The organism is Anaerobacillus sp. QJM3NY_17 (assembly GCF_056173665.1).
Genome location: NZ_CM149685.1, coordinates 918,690 through 937,168, shown reverse-complemented (window position 1 = coordinate 937,168; position 18,479 = coordinate 918,690). Strand labels below are relative to the sequence as shown.

20 protein-coding genes are annotated in these 18,479 nt (G+C 41.2%); 2 read left to right on the top strand and 18 right to left on the bottom strand.

The features are described 5' to 3' along the window. Positions 1-104: 104 nt before the first annotated feature. The 6 genes from AC0VYV_RS05060 to AC0VYV_RS05035 all read right to left on the bottom strand — a co-directional run bounded on the left by AC0VYV_RS05060 (position 105) and on the right by AC0VYV_RS05035 (position 2,882). Positions 105-368, bottom strand: coding sequence for a hypothetical protein (locus tag AC0VYV_RS05060; RefSeq protein ID WP_475374518.1), 264 nt, complete (start codon positions 366-368; stop codon positions 105-107). Positions 369-610: 242 nt separating this feature from the next. Further along, complete coding sequence (locus tag AC0VYV_RS05055; protein ID WP_430243594.1) at positions 611-904, bottom strand: TIGR04104 family putative zinc finger protein; 294 nt, start codon at positions 902-904, stop codon at positions 611-613. Positions 905-926: 22 nt separating this feature from the next. After that, positions 927-1,112, bottom strand: a complete 186-nt coding sequence (locus AC0VYV_RS05050) for a hypothetical protein (protein ID WP_475368541.1) — start codon at positions 1,110-1,112, stop codon at positions 927-929. A gap of 29 nt (positions 1,113-1,141) precedes the next feature. Continuing rightward, positions 1,142-1,714 carry a DUF4825 domain-containing protein gene (locus tag AC0VYV_RS05045; RefSeq protein WP_475368540.1) on the bottom strand — a complete coding sequence of 191 codons (573 nt, stop codon included), beginning with the start codon at positions 1,712-1,714 and terminating at the stop codon, positions 1,142-1,144. 128 nt (positions 1,715-1,842) lie between these two features. Continuing rightward, the gene (locus AC0VYV_RS05040; RefSeq protein ID WP_475373383.1) at positions 1,843-2,241 is read right to left on the bottom strand and encodes a VOC family protein; all 399 of its coding nucleotides are present in this window, start codon (positions 2,239-2,241) and stop codon (positions 1,843-1,845) included. A 209-nt stretch (positions 2,242-2,450) separates the two neighbouring features. Further along, a complete protein-coding gene (locus tag AC0VYV_RS05035; protein ID WP_475366738.1) occupies positions 2,451-2,882 on the bottom strand; it encodes a VOC family protein in 432 nt (143 codons plus the stop codon). A 249-nt stretch (positions 2,883-3,131) separates the two neighbouring features. Between AC0VYV_RS05035 and guaC the strand changes: the two genes are divergently transcribed. Together guaC and dacB are read left to right on the top strand one after the other, a co-directional pair. Beyond that, entirely contained in the window at positions 3,132-4,115 is a 984-nt protein-coding gene (gene guaC / locus AC0VYV_RS05030) for a GMP reductase (RefSeq protein WP_430243601.1), read from the top strand. A 270-nt stretch (positions 4,116-4,385) separates the two neighbouring features. Further along, positions 4,386-5,873 carry a D-alanyl-D-alanine carboxypeptidase/D-alanyl-D-alanine endopeptidase gene (dacB, locus tag AC0VYV_RS05025; protein ID WP_475373382.1) on the top strand — a complete coding sequence of 496 codons (1,488 nt, stop codon included), beginning with the start codon at positions 4,386-4,388 and terminating at the stop codon, positions 5,871-5,873. A gap of 249 nt (positions 5,874-6,122) precedes the next feature. On the opposite strand, the gene AC0VYV_RS05020 is transcribed toward dacB, so the two are convergent. The 12 genes from AC0VYV_RS05020 to AC0VYV_RS04965 form a co-directional block, all read right to left on the bottom strand. Beyond that, on the bottom strand, positions 6,123-6,503 hold the full coding sequence (locus tag AC0VYV_RS05020) for a hypothetical protein (RefSeq protein WP_475373381.1): 381 nt from the start codon (positions 6,501-6,503) through the stop codon (positions 6,123-6,125). A gap of 535 nt (positions 6,504-7,038) precedes the next feature. Beyond that, positions 7,039-7,233 carry a hypothetical protein gene (locus tag AC0VYV_RS05015; RefSeq protein ID WP_430243606.1) on the bottom strand — a complete coding sequence of 65 codons (195 nt, stop codon included), beginning with the start codon at positions 7,231-7,233 and terminating at the stop codon, positions 7,039-7,041. Positions 7,234-7,405: 172 nt separating this feature from the next. After that, positions 7,406-8,161: a putative hydro-lyase gene (locus tag AC0VYV_RS05010; protein ID WP_475373380.1), complete on the bottom strand. Its 756-nt coding sequence runs from the start codon at positions 8,159-8,161 to the stop codon at positions 7,406-7,408. 13 nt (positions 8,162-8,174) lie between these two features. Beyond that, on the bottom strand, positions 8,175-9,521 hold the full coding sequence (gene accC, locus AC0VYV_RS05005) for an acetyl-CoA carboxylase biotin carboxylase subunit (RefSeq protein ID WP_475373379.1): 1,347 nt from the start codon (positions 9,519-9,521) through the stop codon (positions 8,175-8,177). Positions 9,522-9,531: 10 nt separating this feature from the next. Further along, positions 9,532-10,008, bottom strand: a complete 477-nt coding sequence (gene accB, locus AC0VYV_RS05000; RefSeq protein ID WP_475373378.1) for an acetyl-CoA carboxylase biotin carboxyl carrier protein — start codon at positions 10,006-10,008, stop codon at positions 9,532-9,534. 13 nt (positions 10,009-10,021) lie between these two features. Then, positions 10,022-10,972 carry a 5-oxoprolinase subunit C family protein gene (locus AC0VYV_RS04995; protein ID WP_475373377.1) on the bottom strand — a complete coding sequence of 317 codons (951 nt, stop codon included), beginning with the start codon at positions 10,970-10,972 and terminating at the stop codon, positions 10,022-10,024. Continuing rightward, positions 10,965-11,738: a LamB/YcsF family protein gene (locus AC0VYV_RS04990; RefSeq protein ID WP_475366730.1), complete on the bottom strand. Its 774-nt coding sequence runs from the start codon at positions 11,736-11,738 to the stop codon at positions 10,965-10,967. Before AC0VYV_RS04990 ends, AC0VYV_RS04995 begins: the two co-directional genes overlap by 8 nt. Further along, complete coding sequence (pxpB, locus tag AC0VYV_RS04985) at positions 11,725-12,471, bottom strand: 5-oxoprolinase subunit PxpB (protein ID WP_475374517.1); 747 nt, start codon at positions 12,469-12,471, stop codon at positions 11,725-11,727. Before pxpB ends, AC0VYV_RS04990 begins: the two co-directional genes overlap by 14 nt. Before the next feature lie 18 nt (positions 12,472-12,489). Further along, on the bottom strand, positions 12,490-13,719 hold the full coding sequence (locus AC0VYV_RS04980) for an NRAMP family divalent metal transporter (protein WP_475373375.1): 1,230 nt from the start codon (positions 13,717-13,719) through the stop codon (positions 12,490-12,492). A 138-nt stretch (positions 13,720-13,857) separates the two neighbouring features. Beyond that, the gene (locus AC0VYV_RS04975) at positions 13,858-15,234 is read right to left on the bottom strand and encodes a sigma-54-dependent transcriptional regulator (RefSeq protein WP_475373374.1); all 1,377 of its coding nucleotides are present in this window, start codon (positions 15,232-15,234) and stop codon (positions 13,858-13,860) included. Then, complete coding sequence (locus tag AC0VYV_RS04970) at positions 15,235-16,920, bottom strand: sensor histidine kinase (RefSeq protein ID WP_475374516.1); 1,686 nt, start codon at positions 16,918-16,920, stop codon at positions 15,235-15,237. Then, positions 16,920-18,329 (bottom strand): sodium:solute symporter family protein, encoded by a 1,410-nt coding sequence (locus AC0VYV_RS04965; protein ID WP_475374515.1) that lies wholly within the window; start codon positions 18,327-18,329, stop codon positions 16,920-16,922. Before AC0VYV_RS04965 ends, AC0VYV_RS04970 begins: the two co-directional genes overlap by 1 nt. Between the last annotated feature and the right edge of the window lie 150 nt (positions 18,330-18,479).

The window sequence follows — 18,479 nt, the reverse complement described above, 5'->3', positions numbered from 1 at the left end:
ACACCTAATAACTAGCAAAGAAGCACAAAAAACTTAGTCGCAACAAAAAGAAGCGATTCTAAACTATAGAATCGCTTCTTTTTGTTTAATAAATCCTTATAGGTTTACCTGACCTTTTCAAAAAAAACACCAGTTCCATTTTCTTGTTGCAAAAATCCTGATGATAATGATGAATCCTCTATCATATTTTGTTCTTCAGCTGTTATAACAGTCAAAACATCGCCTTCATTACTGAATGCTTGTACACTTTCTACTTTTGCTTGTTTTTCTTGTCCCGATACTTCGGTACTTTGAAAGTCTTTCAAGCCGCCTATTGAAAGTGCAATAACTCCCACTAACACGAGAGTAGAAATAGGTTTTGTTTTCATAAAATAACCTCCTATAGATTTCTGTAGTGTTATTACATTTTATTACAGTAAGTATAACACTATGAATTAAGGTTCGTTATTCAATTAAACTGCCCTTATCTTGAAGACTACAACAACCTACTAATCCTTTATTGATTAATATATGTACCCTCTCTTAAATGCCCTTTCTATACCTACTACATTCCATCTACCCTCGTGAGAAGCATCATCAACTGATGAAAATCCAATTGACTTCCTCTCATTCACCAAAGTGGTTCCTCTTCGTTACTTAACTGGTAATACAAAGGAGAAAGAAGAAGAATGAGTACTAGTAAAGCAAAGGAAAAACTCAAATAGAACCATAAGGAAAGCCTATAAATTGAAGTAATCGCAAGAGGAATAACGACTAGCATTGATGTATAACTCGATCGTTTTCTCGATTTTGCAGATAGATATTGGTTTGCGTCACAGTTTGGACACCTGGCCTTTGCGCGATAAATTAATCTTAATGCTTCCTTCCATTTCCATGTATAGCCACAAGTCTGACAAGTTGGCATGATCTCTTCTCCCTTCTTTCTTTTATTTCTCACAAGAAAAACGCCAATTTATGCCCAAAAGATCTTTTTCTAAATTGACTTTTCCTCCTACTTCTTTACATCCTTCAACCGCCATATCCATAGCTCGGTTGTTATTATAAGACGCCAATCCAATTATCAATAGGATAAATGCTAGCGGAAGGACCATGATGTAACGAACTTTCTTCATTTATTTAACACCTACTTTTACATCACTAATCAATTAAAATAGTCCTCATAGTTATTTGCCATTTTCTCTAATTCTTCTTCATGCTTTTTCACATATTCCTCGGCGAATGTTTCCTCCATAAGCTGCTCCTCGCTTGGAAATTCACCAAATTTGCTCGTTAATGTGGCTACCATTTCATCTCTCGTTATTCGGAAGCTCTCATCTTGCACTCGAAATTCATATTCTTTGGCGTTCGGCACTAAGATCGTTAAGTAAATCGCGTTATAATGGAAAATCCTCTGAGCGCTGTTTGCTCCATCAAACCAGGTAGAATTGAAGTCTAATTCAGAACTTGCTCGCTCCTCGTCATATGTCACGCTTATCTTTTGATCAGATAAATCAAATTTATTAACTGTTCCGCTTCCCGGAAGTTGCGCTAGAATGGCTAGAACAGCTGAATTGTCCCCAACATATGTCCCGCTAAATTTCAGCAATTCCACCTGATCGATTCCACCAATCGTTTTCACACTCTGTTTATCCGACGACGCATTTCCACTGGAGCATCCAGTCACTAACAGAAAAACGAGTATGATCGACAACCATTTCGTCTGTTTAAAGTACATCTTATTCTCCTTACTGATATTCTTTTATCCTACTTTATTTACGATGGAAACTACTTGGAAGTTTCAATAATTAACCAAAAAGGTAACTCTACTGTGATGAGAGTTACCTTTAAAGCCCGCACATTTGATTACGGCATTTTCTCCATGTCCATATACAACACATTCCATCGATGACCATCTAAATCAATGAACCCTGCTCCATAGAGCCATCCATCTGTTAAGCCGGGTTTGGCATAGATTGCTCCCCCTGCCTTTTCCACGTTCTTTATCATTGCATCTACTTCTTCTCGATCTTCCGCTCCAATTGAAAAAAGCACTTCCGTCGCTTTCATAGAATCCGCTACTCTGTGATGGGTAAACGTTTCAAATTTTGAAGCAGGAAACAGCATAACCTTCGTCCCTTGAGCACCGATCACTACTTGAACACCTTCTCCAATGGCCTGAGCAGCAAATCCGATCTTTGTAAAAAAAGCTTTCGACTTTTCTACATTTTGCACAGGAAGGTTCATCCACAAATCAGTCGCCATCTTTACTCCTCCTTAAAAGCTTTACTAAATAAACTTCTTTGGGTTCCTCACCTTAAGAGAAAGGATTGTACCGCAATTAACACAGAAACAAGCATCAACCGGAGAACTTTTCGCAAATCCTTTTTTCTTAAATAATGAGCCGTACCCAGTAAATTCTCCTGTTCTCGTTTCTTTTTCGCCACACTCAGGGCAACTTTTTTCATTTTCCTTCATCGTTTCATACCCTGCATCTTTTTGACTTGATCAGCATGAAACGGGGAATCTACCACTTCACTAACTACGCTAAAAGAATTATCATCGAGGTCAAAGAAATCAAAACATGTCATGCCCCCGAATTGTTCAAGCTCATTCGTTTTAACACCGCTCTTATTGAGCTTCTCATAAAAAGCTTCAATATCATCAACAAGAAAATTGAAATAGCTATTCCGACGTTCTGCTTTGATGTGAAATTCAGTTGGCTGAACGTTCTCCACTTTCACTAACGCAAGCTGAGTCGAATCATTTGGAAAATAGAAGCCGACACCTTCAGCCAATCCTTCTCCCCACTCTTGAATTTTATGAATACCTAGATGCTTTTCATACCATTTCACTGATTTTTCAAGATCCGTGACTGGTATAAAAATACTGCCAACTCGTATCATAAGACCAACTCCTTTTTATGCTCACTCTTTCTAGAAAACACTTTTTACTATACTGTTCCACTAGACGTATTTCTTTTGATTCCTCTTCTAATTTTCCATATTCTTCGTTCGAATCCCTTTCTTTTCCTCCTCATATGTAAAGGATTTCAAGAAAATCTTTGACAATTACAATGAATTCCTGTAAATTATCAAATGGACGAACATTTAAATTAAATTAAAACGTATTATTCGTTTTTAGGAGTGAATCTCATGGAAAACGTATTCGATTATGAAGATATTCAACTAATTCCCGCTAAGTGTGTCGTAAACAGTCGATCAGAATGTGATACTTCCATTAAGCTTGGCAAGCATACATTTAAATTGCCGGTCGTACCTGCAAACATGCAGACGATTATTGATGAAACAATTGCCGTTACTCTGGCTGAAAAAGGATATTTCTATGTGATGCACCGTTTTGAACCGGAAAAGCGTATCGCTTTTATTCGTGATATGAACGCTCGTGAGCTCATCACCTCTATTAGCGTGGGCGTCAAAGAGGAAGAATACACGTTTATTGAACAGCTTAAAGAGCAGGGCCTAGCACCTGACTATATTACGATTGATATCGCCCACGGGCATTCAAATGCGGTCATTGAAATGATCGGTCATATTAAGAAGCACCTCCCAGAAAGCTTTGTGATTGCTGGAAATGTTGGCACGCCTGAAGCTGTCAGAGAGTTAGAGCACGCAGGTGCTGACGCTACGAAAGTCGGCATCGGACCTGGTAAGGTGTGCATTACGAAGATTAAAACCGGCTTTGGTACTGGTGGCTGGCAGCTCGCAGCTCTACGCTGGTGTGCAAAAGCAGCAACAAAACCAATCATTGCAGATGGCGGTATTCGTACGCATGGCGATATCGCTAAATCCGTTCGTTTTGGTGCTTCGATGGTGATGATCGGTTCTCTCTTTGCAGGACACGAAGAATCACCTGGTGAAACGTTCGAACGAGATGGCAAGCTATACAAAGAATACTTCGGTTCTGCCTCTGAATTTCAAAAAGGCGAGAAGAAAAACGTTGAAGGTAAGAAAATGTTCGTTGAGCATAAAGGAGATCTTCAAGACACGCTTACAGAGATGGAGCAGGATCTTCAATCGGCGATTTCTTATTCAGGCGGAGACAAGCTAGAATCAATTCGTACGGTAGATTATGTCGTAGTGAAGAACTCCATTTTTAATGGAGATAAAGTATATTAATGAAGTGGGGGCAGTTGCTAATATGCAGCTGCTTTTTTGTGTTTTCATGATTATAGGCTTATTTCACTATTTTTCTCAGCTAGGGCATGTGTAAAAAGATTCAACTTTGTTGAAATGAAAGGGGATTTGAATGTGTTACACGAAAGGTTTAAATTGTAACGACCATTTAGTTAATTAAACGGAGGTGAACAAAATTAAGTAGAGTTCCTTCTACAATGTATTTTAGTTGAAACCATATTTGATCATACTAAACAACGAGGAGATGATGAATTGAAACAAACACTGAAAAGTTGCTTAATCATATCGCTGCTATTCCTCCTTATCTTCCCCCCTCTCACTTCTCATCAAGATGCAAGTGCAGACAAAACAAACAGTACTCTCTCAACACAGTTAAATGATATCCTATCAAATAAACTTCTAGATGGCGCAATCGCAGGGATAAGCGTCCGAGCGGCTAATACAGGTGAGTTAATCTATGAGAACTATGGCGAAACCCGGCTCACTCCTGCCTCTAATATGAAATTATTCACCGCCGGAGCTGCACTTGAAACACTTGGTCCAGACTACCGGTTTAGCACTGAACTGCTCACTGATGGAGAACTCAAAAAAAATAACCTTAAAGGAAACATTTATCTAAAAGGAAAAGGAGACCCTACCCTTCTTAAAGAAGACTTTGATGAACTTGCACAATCTTTAAAAGAAAAAGGTGTACATAAGATACAAGGTGATCTCATAGGCGATAACAGCTGGTATGACGAAGAAGCTCTCTCACAGGATATGGTTTGGTCGGATGAAGACAACTATTATGGTGCCAAAGTTTCAGCATTAACAGCTTCACCAAACGAAGATTACGACGCGGGTACGATCATTGTTGAAGTTTATCCTGGAAAACAACCTGGCGATCAAGCTGATGTTCAACTTTCACCTTCTTCCGATGTCCTAACAGTTGAAAACCGTGCCATAACAGTCAAGGCGGACAAGGATGCCGAATTAACTATTTCACGAGAACATGGATCGAATACAATTTTAGTAGAAGGTGAAATTTCTGAAGATGCCTCACGTAAGCGTGAATGGATTGCGGTATGGGATCCCCCGCAATATGCACTGAGCTTAATGAACCAATCACTAAAAGAAGCTGGAATTAAATTCAAGGGTGACATTCAACAAAGCAAAACACCTGAAGATGCGACTCTTCTCATTGAAAAGAAATCCATGCCATTATCGGAGCTTCTTATTCCATTTATGAAGCTAAGCAATAACGGTCATGCTGAAATATTAGTGAAAGAGATGGGGAAAGTGAAGAAAGATGAAGGCAGTTGGGAAGCTGGATTGGAAGTAGTGACAGACTTTCTTCAAAAGCAAGGCCTTCACACCGACGATATGCGTCTGCGAGACGGTTCAGGTATCTCTCACGTTACATTAGTTAAACCAAATCAGCTTTCCAAATTTCTATTTAACGTCCAAACCGAAAGCTGGTTTGACCCCTTTTATCGTTCTCTTCCAATTGCAGGCGATTCAGATCGATCTGAGGGCGGTACGCTACGATATCGCATGAGAGACACAGCTGCAGAACAAATCGTCCATGCCAAAACCGGATCATTAACCGGCGTCTCTTCCCTTTCAGGATATGTGGAACAAGGGAGCGGCCTCGTCTTTTCCATTTTACTGAATCAATTTGTTGAAGAAGATGACATCAAGGACATTGAAGACGAAATCGCTATAGTGCTAGCAGAGTACTCTACTGAAGGAAAAGAATAAGATTCACAGGAAGCCGTTCGGTTTTGAAATCCAAAAAAAAGAAAATTGAAACACATGATGCCCCCAGAGTTTCACGTTAATTTTTTGGGGCATCTTTTTTATTCTAGGGAAGTACACTTCGTTAAAATCGCTGCTATACCATTTGGGGGAATAAGCAGGATATCATAATGACAATAATGCTATCTGAACTGCTCTTTTTCGTCATTTTAGGGCAACATTCATTATGTATTCTCCTTTTTCAAATGTTTTTTAATAAGATTTCTTTTTGAGAAACATCACATCACTAAATGCGATGCCCATCGCTAGTCCAAATGAGGTGAAAAATTCATATCCGGTTATCTCCGATGAAGTAAAATATGAGAACAATAGATTCATAACGCTTAGACCCGCAAACCATTTGAGAAATGTGCCTGCCCTCTCTTTTAATTCGTACTTGTTTAGCAGTCTCATTTTCCAAATAGTTGAAATTACAAAGTACAAAATAGAAAGAAAAAAGACACCTAAACACCCGAGCACCATTTCGCTTGAATACGCGTATCCATCTCGCCAATAAATAAAGATCATCACTGTTCCTATACTGATCAAAATGAGACAAAACATCCCAACAGAAAGCCGATTAGCTTTTGTCATTATAGTTAACACCTCCCCTTTCCATTTTTTCACTTATACGTTATTTTGTCATTGTAAAGTTATAAAATAAAAAAGCCATTCCTATTTGGAAGTGACTTTTTACTAAAATTTATTCTTTTGAAAATCGAAAGACAAAAGAACCTAGCGTCTTTCCGATCAGACCTAGAAGCAATAGCTCAATGGAGGCTAAGTACCATTCCCCGAGCATAATCACTTGCAACACGATACAGAAAAGCAGTGCCGCTCCCATAAGAAGAGAGAAGGGATAGGATTTACTATGCTTCCTAGTAAAGCTGGATATCGATGCCGTAACATTGCCATACCCAAACAATACGATCGTAATAAGGGGGAGCACTCCTCAATTTTAAAAAGGAAGAATCCCCTGCCATTCCGGTGGATAACTAAAAAAAAGCCCATGCCAGCTAACATATAAACGCCTGTCGAAATGGCTCCGAGTGCTATTAATAGATTGTATAACCCAGCTATATTCCCAATTGATCTTCTCACCATTTCGTGCTTTCCCCTTTATCTAAAACTACATCATTTCAAGAAAACTCCCATTCAATAGCAGCACAATATCTCCGATCAATCCGATACAGAAAAAAATAAAGTAGTAGCTTGCTTTCGTAATCGTTTTATTAAAAAGCTCTTGAAAAGCTTGAATAAACAGCTGTTCAAATTTAAACCAGCTTAAGATCCAACCAATAAGTAAGAAGCTAACAATTGTCATGATTCACACCCCTCCCACTTTTGGCGAAACGTTCAATCGATCTCTTTTATTTTATCATATGATCTAAATGACCTAATCTCTCATAACGAAGACAATCTAAAAAAGTTCGATCGTTAGCACAACTTATTTACTGTGCTATCGAACCGAACTTTTTTCATCAAAATACTGCCAACTATTCTTTTTGATCGGTAATGAGCATGTGTCCTGGCGCATGCGTGATCATAATCTCAGGCTTCACGTTTAACCCAACATATTGAGGTGTAACGCCACACGCCCAGAAAACTGGGATTCGCTCTTCTTCGTCAAAAGGGGTAAATTCCCCGTAATCCGGATTCTCTATGTTTTCAATGCCTATTTCTGATGGATGGCCCACATGAATCGGCGCTCCGTGCGCAAGCGGAAACTTCGATGTGATGCATATCGTTTCATCGAGCTCTTCTTTCTTAATCGCTCTCATGCTTACAACCATCTCCCCATTGAAGCGACCCGCGTCTTCACAAGGAATCGTCGTTTGATACATCGGAACAACGCGGTTCATTTCCTGATGCAACAAGCTGATTTCTTTTTCAACGAGCGCTCGTTCAAACGTAAAGCTGCATCCAAGCAGAAACGTAACGAAATCATCTTGCCAGACGTCTTTTAGATCAAGTGCTTCCCTTTCTAGCTCGCCATTTTTATAAATGCGATACTTGGGCAGATCTGTTCGAATGTCGGCATCAGCAATACGAGGTGTAACCTGACCTGCTTCAAGAACATCCACGACAGGGCATGGCTTTGGGTTGCGCTGACAAAATAAAAGAAACTCGAACGCATACTCAGCCGGAAGCGTAATCATATTCGCCTGTAAGTAACCATCACATTTACCTGAGGTCGTTCCACTATCTAGATTTTCACGATACTGCTGTCGCTGTGTATAAGGGGTTTCCAACACGTCATCTCCTTTATAGCTCTTTATAGATCTCAAGAAACTTTGTATTAAAATCACCTTCAACGAACTTCTCATGCCTTAGTAATTTTTGATGAAAGGGAATCGTTGTTTTCACACCTTTGATCATAAATTCACTGAGTGCCCGCTTCATACGCTGCATCGCTTCCTCACGAGTAGCGCCGTATGTAATAAGCTTCGCTACCATCGAATCATAGAACGGTGGAATCACGTAACCTGGATAAACAGCTGAATCAACTCTCACGCCAAAACCGCCTGGAGGTAAATACATTTCTACTTTCCCAGGTGATGGCATAAAACCGTTTTCAGGATCTTCTGCATTGATCCGGCATTCGATTGACCATCCCTTCAAACTCACTTCATCCTGTGTGAGGGAAAGTCTTTCACCATCGGCCACTTTAATTTGTTCTTTAATCAAATCAACGCCAGTGACCATCTCTGTTACAGGATGCTCCACCTGGATCCGTGTGTTCATCTCCATAAAATAGTAGTTTCCATTAACGTCATAAATAAATTCGACCGTTCCTGCCCCAGCGTAGTTCACAGCTTTAGCTGCCCGAACAGCTGCATCTCCCATCGCTTCACGAATCGATTGATCTAAAGCAGGTGAAGGTGTTTCTTCAACGAGCTTCTGCATACGTCTTTGAATCGAGCAGTCTCGCTCACCGAGATGAATCACGTTACCATACAAATCTGCGATAATTTGAATTTCGATATGGCGAAAATCCTCAATGAACTTTTCAATATAGACACCCGGATTACCAAACGCTTTCTCTGCTTCCTGCTGCGTCATGTTAATCGCTTTAATCAGTTCTTCTTCCTCATGTACGACGCGAATTCCTTTGCCGCCACCGCCTGCAGTTGCTTTAATAATAATGGGATATCCCATTTCACTCGCAAGCTCAAGCGCTTCTTCTTTCGTTTCAATAATGCCGTCTGAACCAGGAACAACTGGAACACCTGCTTCTTCCATCGTCGCTCGCGCAACATCTTTCGTTCCCATGCGATTAATGGCTTCTTTACTAGGACCAATAAACGCAATGTCACAGTCTTCGCAGATCTCTGCAAAACTAGCATTTTCTGCAAGAAAACCGTATCCCGGATGAATAGCATCTACGCCGCTATTTACGGCAACAGTCATGATATGCCCAACATTTAAGTAGCTTTCACTTGAAGATGTTGGTCCAATACAGTAGCTCTCATCTGCTAGTTGAACATGAAGCGCGTCCCGATCCGCTTCTGAATATACCGCTACAGCAGTAAGGTTTAGCTCGTGGCAGGCGCGAATAATGCGAACGGCGATCTCGCCTCGATTTGCAATTAGTACTTTATGAATACCCATCTGATCCCTCCTATTCTGGCTTTACTAAGAATAGCGGTTGACCAAATTCAACAAGGTCACCATTCTCGACAAGAATTTCGATGATTTCTCCATTCACATCTGCTTGCACATCATTGAACATCTTCATCGCTTCTAGTACACAAACAACGGTTTCTTCCTGAACAGCATCCCCTACTTGGATAAAGGCGGGATCATCAGGTGAAGGTGAGGAGTAGAACATCCCAACCATTGGTGACGTAACGGTATGAGTGCTTTCTGAGATCTCTTCCTCGTCTTGACTCGGGATAACATTAGCCTGCCCGCGCTCCTCTACGGCCGTTGGTGTGACATTAGCAGACTCCTGCTCTTCTCTTTTAACTTGGCCATCTCCGTAAGGATTCTGGTTTTTCACTTTTACTACGAAGCTATCATGTTCATAATGAACCTCATCTACAGTTGAACCATCCACATATTTAATCATTTCAATAATTTCTTTTGAACTTAACATGTTGTATTCTCCTTTATCGACGGGGATTAGACACTTTACCTAACGTACGCATAAAACGATCATTCTCTTCATAAGCTTCTTGCGCTTCTTCTACAGTTACTTCACGAAAACGAATCGTGCTACCTGGCATCGCTTGAGCAAGATATGGAATGTCACTTGAGATAACAGTGGCGATTCGTGTATAACCGCCGGTTGTTTGACGATCAGACATAAGAATAATTGGATCGCCACTAGCAGGCACCTGAATCCCGCCAAGCGGAATGGCTTCAGAAATAATATCGGCTGAATCCGCGTGCTCGATTTTCTCACCTTTCAAGCGAAAGCCCATTCGATCTGATTGCGGCGTCACTTCATAAGGGGTAGATAGAAAGGTATCGGTCCCTTTTTCAGTAAAAGCATGAGGTCCCATGACAACGCGTATATCGAGCTCTCTATGGTAGTCAGGAATTTCTTCAGGATGAAGGGCACGTCCGCTAACTCCTTTGATTTCTTCCGCACGACAAAGCACGTCACCTTTTTCAAGAGCTCGTCCTTCAATACCGCCAATCCCTGCTTTTAAGTAGGTGGATTTACTGCCCATAACGAATGGAACATCGTAGCCGCCTGCTACGCTGATATATAACCTTGCTCCTGAAAGCGGCTGCCCAAATTCAAGCCGATCTCCTTCTTTTACTTCGAAGCTCTTCCACATTTGAACCTCTTCACCGTTCACTTTTGGGGAAAGGTTACCGCCACAGATCGCTATAACAGCCTGATTTAACACTTCTAATACAGGGCCCATAACTGTTACTTCAAGAACCGCTTCATTCCCTTTGTTACCAACAAGAAAATTAGCGATATTCATGGAAAAAGGATCCATGGCTCCTGATACAACAATGCCATACTGCTGATATCCTTTTCGCCCATCGTCCTGAATGGTGGATAAAAGACCTGATTTTTTTACTTTAAATAGTGAGTTAGACACTGGCATTCACTCCAACACGTTTGATCTCTATTCCATTTTCCTCGATACGTTCTCTCAATTTCCGAACAAAAAGCAGCGCCTCAGGCTCATCTCCGTGCACGCAAATCGTATCAGCTTGAATACTAATATCGCTGCCATTGACGGCGGTTACTTTCCCTTCTGTTATCATGCGAATGACTCGTTCCACAGCTTCGTCCGCATCATGAATCATCGCATTCGGCTCCGTTCTTGGAGTCAACGTACCATCTTGTTGATACGTACGATCAGCGAAAACTTCTTCCGCAACGGTTAACCCGCATGCTCTTCCTGCCTTCACTAATTCGCTTCCTGCTAATCCGTATAAAACGAGGTTCGGGTTAACGGCATAGATAGCGTTTGCAATCGCTTTGGCTATAGCAGCGTCTTTCGATGCTTTGTTATAAAGCGCACCGTGAGGCTTCACGTGATAAACAGTGGCTTGATGGACATTCGCAACACCCTGAATGGCACCAACTTGATATGCGACGAGGTTATATACTTCATCAGGTGACATGTTCATATCTCGCCTGCCAAACCCTCCAAGATCAGGAAATCCCGGATGTGCACCAATGGATACCCCTAGAGACTTGGCTAACTCGACTGTTTTCATCATGACATTATGATCTCCCGCATGATAACCGCACGCGATATTGGCTGATGAAATAAAAGGAAGAACATTCTCATCATTACCGATTTTGTACGCCCCAAAGCTTTCTCCTAAATCACTATTTAAATCAACTGACTTCATGATATCCCACCTTCTTCTCTTCGGTTTCAACAACATAGTCTCCACGCTTAATCGCTTCTTTGATTTCTAGAAATTCTGTTTTACTAACAGAAACAAAACGTAAGTAATGACCTGATTCTAATAAGATCGGTGACTCACTTGTCGGGTCATACAGCTTAACAGGCGTTTGTCCAATAAGCTGCCAGCCACCTGGTGATTCTAGCGGATAGACGCCCGTTTGAGCTCCAGCAATACCAACAGATCCAGGCTCTATTTCAGCACGTGGATTTTCACGTCTTGGCGTTGCGATTTCTTCAGACATTCCTCCTAGATAAGGAAATCCAGGGACAAAGCCCATCATGTAAATAAGGTAATCTTTATCAGCGTGAATTGAGATCACTTCTTCTTTACTTAATCCGTTATGCTCCGCTACAAACTCTAAATCGGATCCTACTTCATCCCCATAATAGGTTGGGATGATATAAACAAGAGAAGCAGATTCTGCTTCTCTTCCATGTTGTTGTTCGTTCATTTCCTCAAGCTTTTCTTTCATTGTACTGTAAGAAATTTTGCTTGGAAGATAATAGATCGTTAACGTTGTATAAGCTGGCACCCATTCTTCCACTCCATTAATAGGGTGCTGCGCAAGTTCGTCTGCAAACATTCTTATTTTCTGATTCGTTTCTTCTGATATCTCGGTACCAAATACAAGCTGAATGCCCGTATCACCAAGCGGATAATAATCAAGTTTCACACATGTTCCTCCTAACAATTAAGAAAAAAGCTGTGGCACTTTATCAATAAGTGTAACGATGGCTAAATAAGCGGTAATAAGGAAGACAAACCCACCAAAGATCGTTAGCCATAGCGGATGCCTGTAATCCCCTACGATTGATTTCTTATAAGCAGCTACAAGGAGCGTCCCAAGAGCAACCGGTAAAATCAATCCGTTAAATGCTCCAGCAAGGATCAGTAACAGAACCGGCTTTCCGATGAAAGTGAAAATGATCGTCGATACGGCAATAAATCCAATCGTTACTCCTGAATGATGACGATCCACTTTCTTCGATAGCGTTCTTAGGAACGAAACAGATGTATACGCCGCGCCAACGACTGACGTAATTCCTGCTGCCCAAAGAACAACACCAAACATTTTATAACCAATCGCCCCGGCTGCTTGTTGAAATACAGAAGCAGGCGGGTTGGCTGGATCTAATTTAAATCCTGTTGAAACAACACCTAACACCGCAAGGAATAAAAAGACACGCATGATCGACGCAATTAAAATTCCTGAAACAGAGCTTTTCGTCACCTGATGGAGGTTTTCTTTACCTGAAATCCCGGCATCAAGCAGACGATGTCCCCCTGCAAACGTAATGTATCCGCCAACTGTTCCACCGACTAATGTAATAATCGCAAACACATCAATTTTATCTGGCGCAAATGTATGCGTAATCGCATCTCCGACTGGTGGATTACTTTGGAACGCTACGTACAATGTAAGTAAAATCATAATTCCACCGAGAATTCGTGCGATTTTATCCATCGCCACGCCAGCTTCCTTCGAAAGGAAAATCCCAATCGTAATCACGCCTGTAATCGCTGCACCGATACGAGGATCAATGCCAAAGAGAACATTCATTCCGAGTCCGGCACCACCGACGTTCCCAATATTAAAGGCAAGTCCACCAAGCGCTACGGCGAACGCAAGAAAATAGCCGAGTCCAGGGACAACCATGTTGGCGATGTCTTGACCTTTTTTCTTAGATACTGCAATGATTCGCCAAATATTAGCTTGTACACCAATGTCTAAAATAATGGACATTAGAATAACAAACCCAAAGCTTGCTAGAAGTTGTTCGGTAAAGACAGCCGTCTGGGTTAGAAAACCTGGTCCAATAGCTGATGAGCCCATTAAGAAGGCAGCGCCAAGAATGACACCCCATTTGCTTTTCGTTGGACGATTCTCTATTGATAAAGGTTCTTTATTTTTCGAAGCCATCAAATTCCCCCTTTTTTATATGATTCATCCGTTACATGAATCGATGCGTTTTTTCTCTTACCTCTACGATATCACGTAATTTTCAGATAATTTTATAAGATTCCGCACAAAAAAACCGCCCATATCGGGCGATTTCGCTCATGTTATATCGTATTTATCAATTCGACGCTGCAGGGCATACCGACTAATGCCTAGTAGCTTACTGGCCTGCGTAATATTCCACTTCGCGTCTTGAATCGCTTTCTCAATATATTTCTTTTCAATTGATTCAATATGATCTTCTAATGAAAATTCCTTATCGAAGACAACCTCTTCAATTGATTTCGATCCTTCTACTTGTCCTTCAACTGGGTTTAAGAAGTCAAAATGATGAGCGGCAAGCTCATCTTCTCGGTGTAAAATGGCAATTCGCTCAATCGTATTTTTGAGCTCTCTGACATTACCTGGCCAATCATAGTTCAACAGTCGCTTTTTCGCATCCGCTCGGAGCATTGGCGTTTCTTTCCTCATTTGCTGACAAAATTCATTTAGGAAATAATCTGTTAGCATGACGATATCATTCTCACGTTCACGTAAGGGAGGTAGCTTCACTGGTACGACGTTCAATCGATAATAAAGATCGGACCTAAACTCCTTCTCCTGTATCATCTTTTCAAGAGAACGGTTCGTTGCAGCAATCACACGCACGTCCATTTCAATATCGTGCACACTGCCAATTCGCTTAATCTTCTTATCTTCTAAAAAGCGCAGGAGCTTTACCTGAATATCGAGTGATAAATCACCGATTTCATCAAGAAATAGTGTTCCGCCATCTGCCCATTCCATTAACCCGATCTTCGGTTGAGACTGATCTGGTGCACTATTTTTTTCTCGACCGAAAAGTTCCATTTCAATGAGATCTGAAGGTATACTCGCACAGTTCACTGCAACAAAAGGTCCTTCATGACGATGGCTTTGTTGATGGATACTTCTTGCCACAAGCTCCTTCCCTGTCCCCGTCTCTCCTCTTACGAGCACAGTCGTATCATTGCTCTCTGCAATAAGAGAAATTTTGTCTTTCAACTCGTTCATTTGTTCACTTTCGCCGATCATTCGAACTAGTTTGGTTCTTCGCTCCTCTTCTCTATATCGCTCCACTTCTTTTTCAAGATGGTGCTGTTTCATCCATTTTTCTAGGGTGATTTTCAGTTCTTCGAGTTCAAAAGGCTTTGTTAAATAATCAAAAGCCCCTTCCTTGATCGCACGAACGGCCGTCTTTGCATCACCGTACGCCGTGAGCATCATCACAGCCATTTCGGGATAATGCTCTTTCCACTTGTGCAGGGAATCAAGACCATTCCCATCTGGTAAGCGAATATCTAATAGCAGCACTTGAGGACTAAATTCATCCACTAACGTCCAGCCTTCTTCAAGCGTTGAGGCGACTCGCACTTCATAACCTTCATCTTCAAGGAACATCTGGAGTGTAAGACGAAGCGTTGTTTCGTCGTCTATAATCCCTACTTTCACGGCCATCTAAACCTCCCCCTTCCTCGTTGGAAATGTGATAAAGAACGTCGTGCCTTTTCCAAGGGTACTTCTTACATCCATTTCCCCATTATTCTGAACGACTAGCTGATGAACGATCGACAAACCAAGCCCTGTTCCTTCAGAACGTGTTGTAAAGAATGGATCAAAGATCTTCTCCATCACAGAATCTTCCATACCTATGCCATTATCTGAGATCGTCATCGTTACATTCGCTCCGCTTCGGTAACTTGAAAGCGTCAGTTTGCCGCCATCAGGCATAGCGTTGATCCCATTTAGAATTAAATTCAATAGAATTTGACGAAGATGATCGCGGTCTACGATGATTTCATCTTCGTTTCGTTCAATCTCTAGCGTGACATTCTTTTCGCTCGCCATTGTCTTCATCAGTAAGACGAGTGAATGAAAGACATCATCTACATGAATGACAGAAGGATTCGTATCCATTGGTCTTGAGAATTGGAGAATATTGGTGATGATTTTATTCACACGATCAATGTCTAACATCATGTTCTCTGTCAACGCAAGCTGATCTTCTGACAACTCAAGTCTTCGTGTTAATAGCTCTGTCGTCGTTTTAATGCCAGCTAGTGGATTCCTAATTTCATGAGCAATCCCGGACGCCATTTCACCTAATGAAGCAAGGCGAGACATTCGCTCCACTCGCTGCTCTAATTTTCTTCTATGTGTAATGTCTTCAAATGTAATAATGGATCGCTGCTTTTCTGTTGTGTTTAAGACTTTATAACTCACCGCATAGAACACTTTCTCTTCATGTCGTTTATGATTCCAAATTTCTTCACTTCTTTTTTTTGTTTCGTGAATCGTTAATTTCTCAAACCGCTCTCTTAAAAGAGGGTCTTCCTTCATCATCGTCTGAGCCGCTTCATTGTAGACAGAGCTAGCTCCTTCTATTACAAGAACGATGCCTACGTGAACACTATCCAATATCGTTTCATTCAACTTCTTTATTTTCTCAATTTGGACGTTTCTTTCATCAAGTGTTTGCACCATTTCTTTTAAAGAGGTTGAAAGCACACCAATTTCATCTTTACGATTCTCTTTCATATGAAGATCGTCCTCTCTCTCACCAAGAGCAATCCTTTTGCAAAAAGCAGCAAGGTTTTTGATTGGTTTTGAAAGGTGATACGAAAGAATAATTGTAAACTGAACGGCAATCACACCTGTAAAAATGCTAATTAACAGCGTATATTTTTGAATATTCGGGAGTGATCCGGAATAGAAAGAGAATGTCAGCGGATGATAAAGTGTCCAGTTCCACTGCTCTAGCTGCTCTGTTAGCACGGTGTTTTCTGTCCATAAATTGGACCTAGCTTCTCCATTGTACCAATCTATTTCATTCGGTTGAACGACTTCCCCCTCTGAAGATAGGGTGCCATCCTCTTCTTCTACATACAAACCTTTCGTTTCATTAATCATGATTTTAATCAATGACTTCGCATCTTCTTCACTCATATCTCCGTTCTGAACACGTTCATTGAGCTTATCCGCATAGCGATTAAGACTAATCAACTGCTCTTGAGCTGTTGCCTGTTTTAATTGTTTCTCAGACTGATAGCTCGACCACATCGAGACAGCACCAATGATAAAGATCGGTAGCAGAACGATAATTAAGAAAGGGACTAATATTTTACGTTCAATAGAATGACGCATTAGGAAGATCTACCCCCTTTCCAAAAGAAGAACAGTCCTGCTATCGCAAGGGACGGTAGAACGGGATGATAAGTTGCCTGAACCTCCTGTGGAAGAAGAAGAAAGGCAATAAGATAGGTGAATAAGCCGACGAACGATGAACGAAGGGCATTTCGTTTCGCCACTTTCGTGTACAGCCCCCCGTATAAAGGGAAAAACAACGAAACGGCAATGATCCCCCATATATGTCCGCTAAATGGAACGATTCCCTCCGGCGGAGTGAATGCAATAATGAGCGAAAACGTCGCAAATATAAAAATCATCCAGCGCGTCCATGAAATCACCTTTAGATCAATCGCTTTTTTCCTGCGGATCGGAAGCGTGATATCATACACAAAGCTCGTCGCCATAATAAGAAGCTGAGAATTAGCCGTAGAAATGGCAGCAGCGACAACGCTAATAAGCAAAATCCCCTTCAAAGGCGTTTGGAGTAAATACGTAATAATAAAAGGATAAATTTCATCTGTACTACTAAACGAGACGTTAGGATCCAATACTCTTGAACCTATCCCAATGACAAAAATAGAAAAATAGATAAGAACTAAAAAGACCGTACTCGAGATAACCATCTTTAACGCCACTTCTTTTGATCGAGACGAAAGGATCCGCACGGCGTATTGAGGATTTGCCGCAACACCAATGCCGAGTGATAAGAACGCACTCACTAGCGCCCAGAACGATAAGCCCCCCTCAGGAAACAGAGCCAAATAAGAATCATCCCTTCGATCCGCAATCGCTGATAGGCCCGTCATCAATTCAGATAGCCCTCCTATTTCACCCACAATAAATAGAGCTCCTAGCATCGTTCCAAACAGTATTAAACAGAAATGAAAAATATCCGTACGGGCAACAGAATGAAGACCACCAAACGTCGTGTACAGAACAAAAATATAGATCAAAAACACACTTACCGTATAAGGCACTTCAAGCATTTGACTAACCACAATACCAAACCCTCGGATTTGGATCACAACGTATAAGAGATAACTAACACTAAGAATAATTCCAACCCAAACTTGCAGTAGCTTTGAATCATAACGTACTAAGAAAAACTCTGGAACCGTTACAACGTTATATGTATAGAGTTTTGTTGAAATAAAAAACAAGCCGATTAATCCAAGCAACCAGGCGATTGCCGTTGTCCAAATAACGGACATACCCCCTTCATAAATCAAACCTGGGAGACCAAGAAGCGATGCTGCACTAAACCATGTCGCGCAAAAGGACGCAATACTCGGAAACAAAGGCAGATTTCTTCCCGCTAGAAAATACCCTTTCAGCTCATCCGTTTTATCGAAACCGTGTTTACCAAAGATAAGAATAGCAATAGTATAGATGAGGAAAACACCTAGATAAAGTAATTCATCCATTTAGCTCCTCCCTTCAAACGTCGTAAATCTATGGATGCCTTAGCGTAAAATAGCTCATTCGTTTCAGGTTTCATTATATACAACATATTGTTGAGACACCAGAAACGAAGGAATGATGGGGTTCGAACTACAAAAAAGGCCGCTACCTTT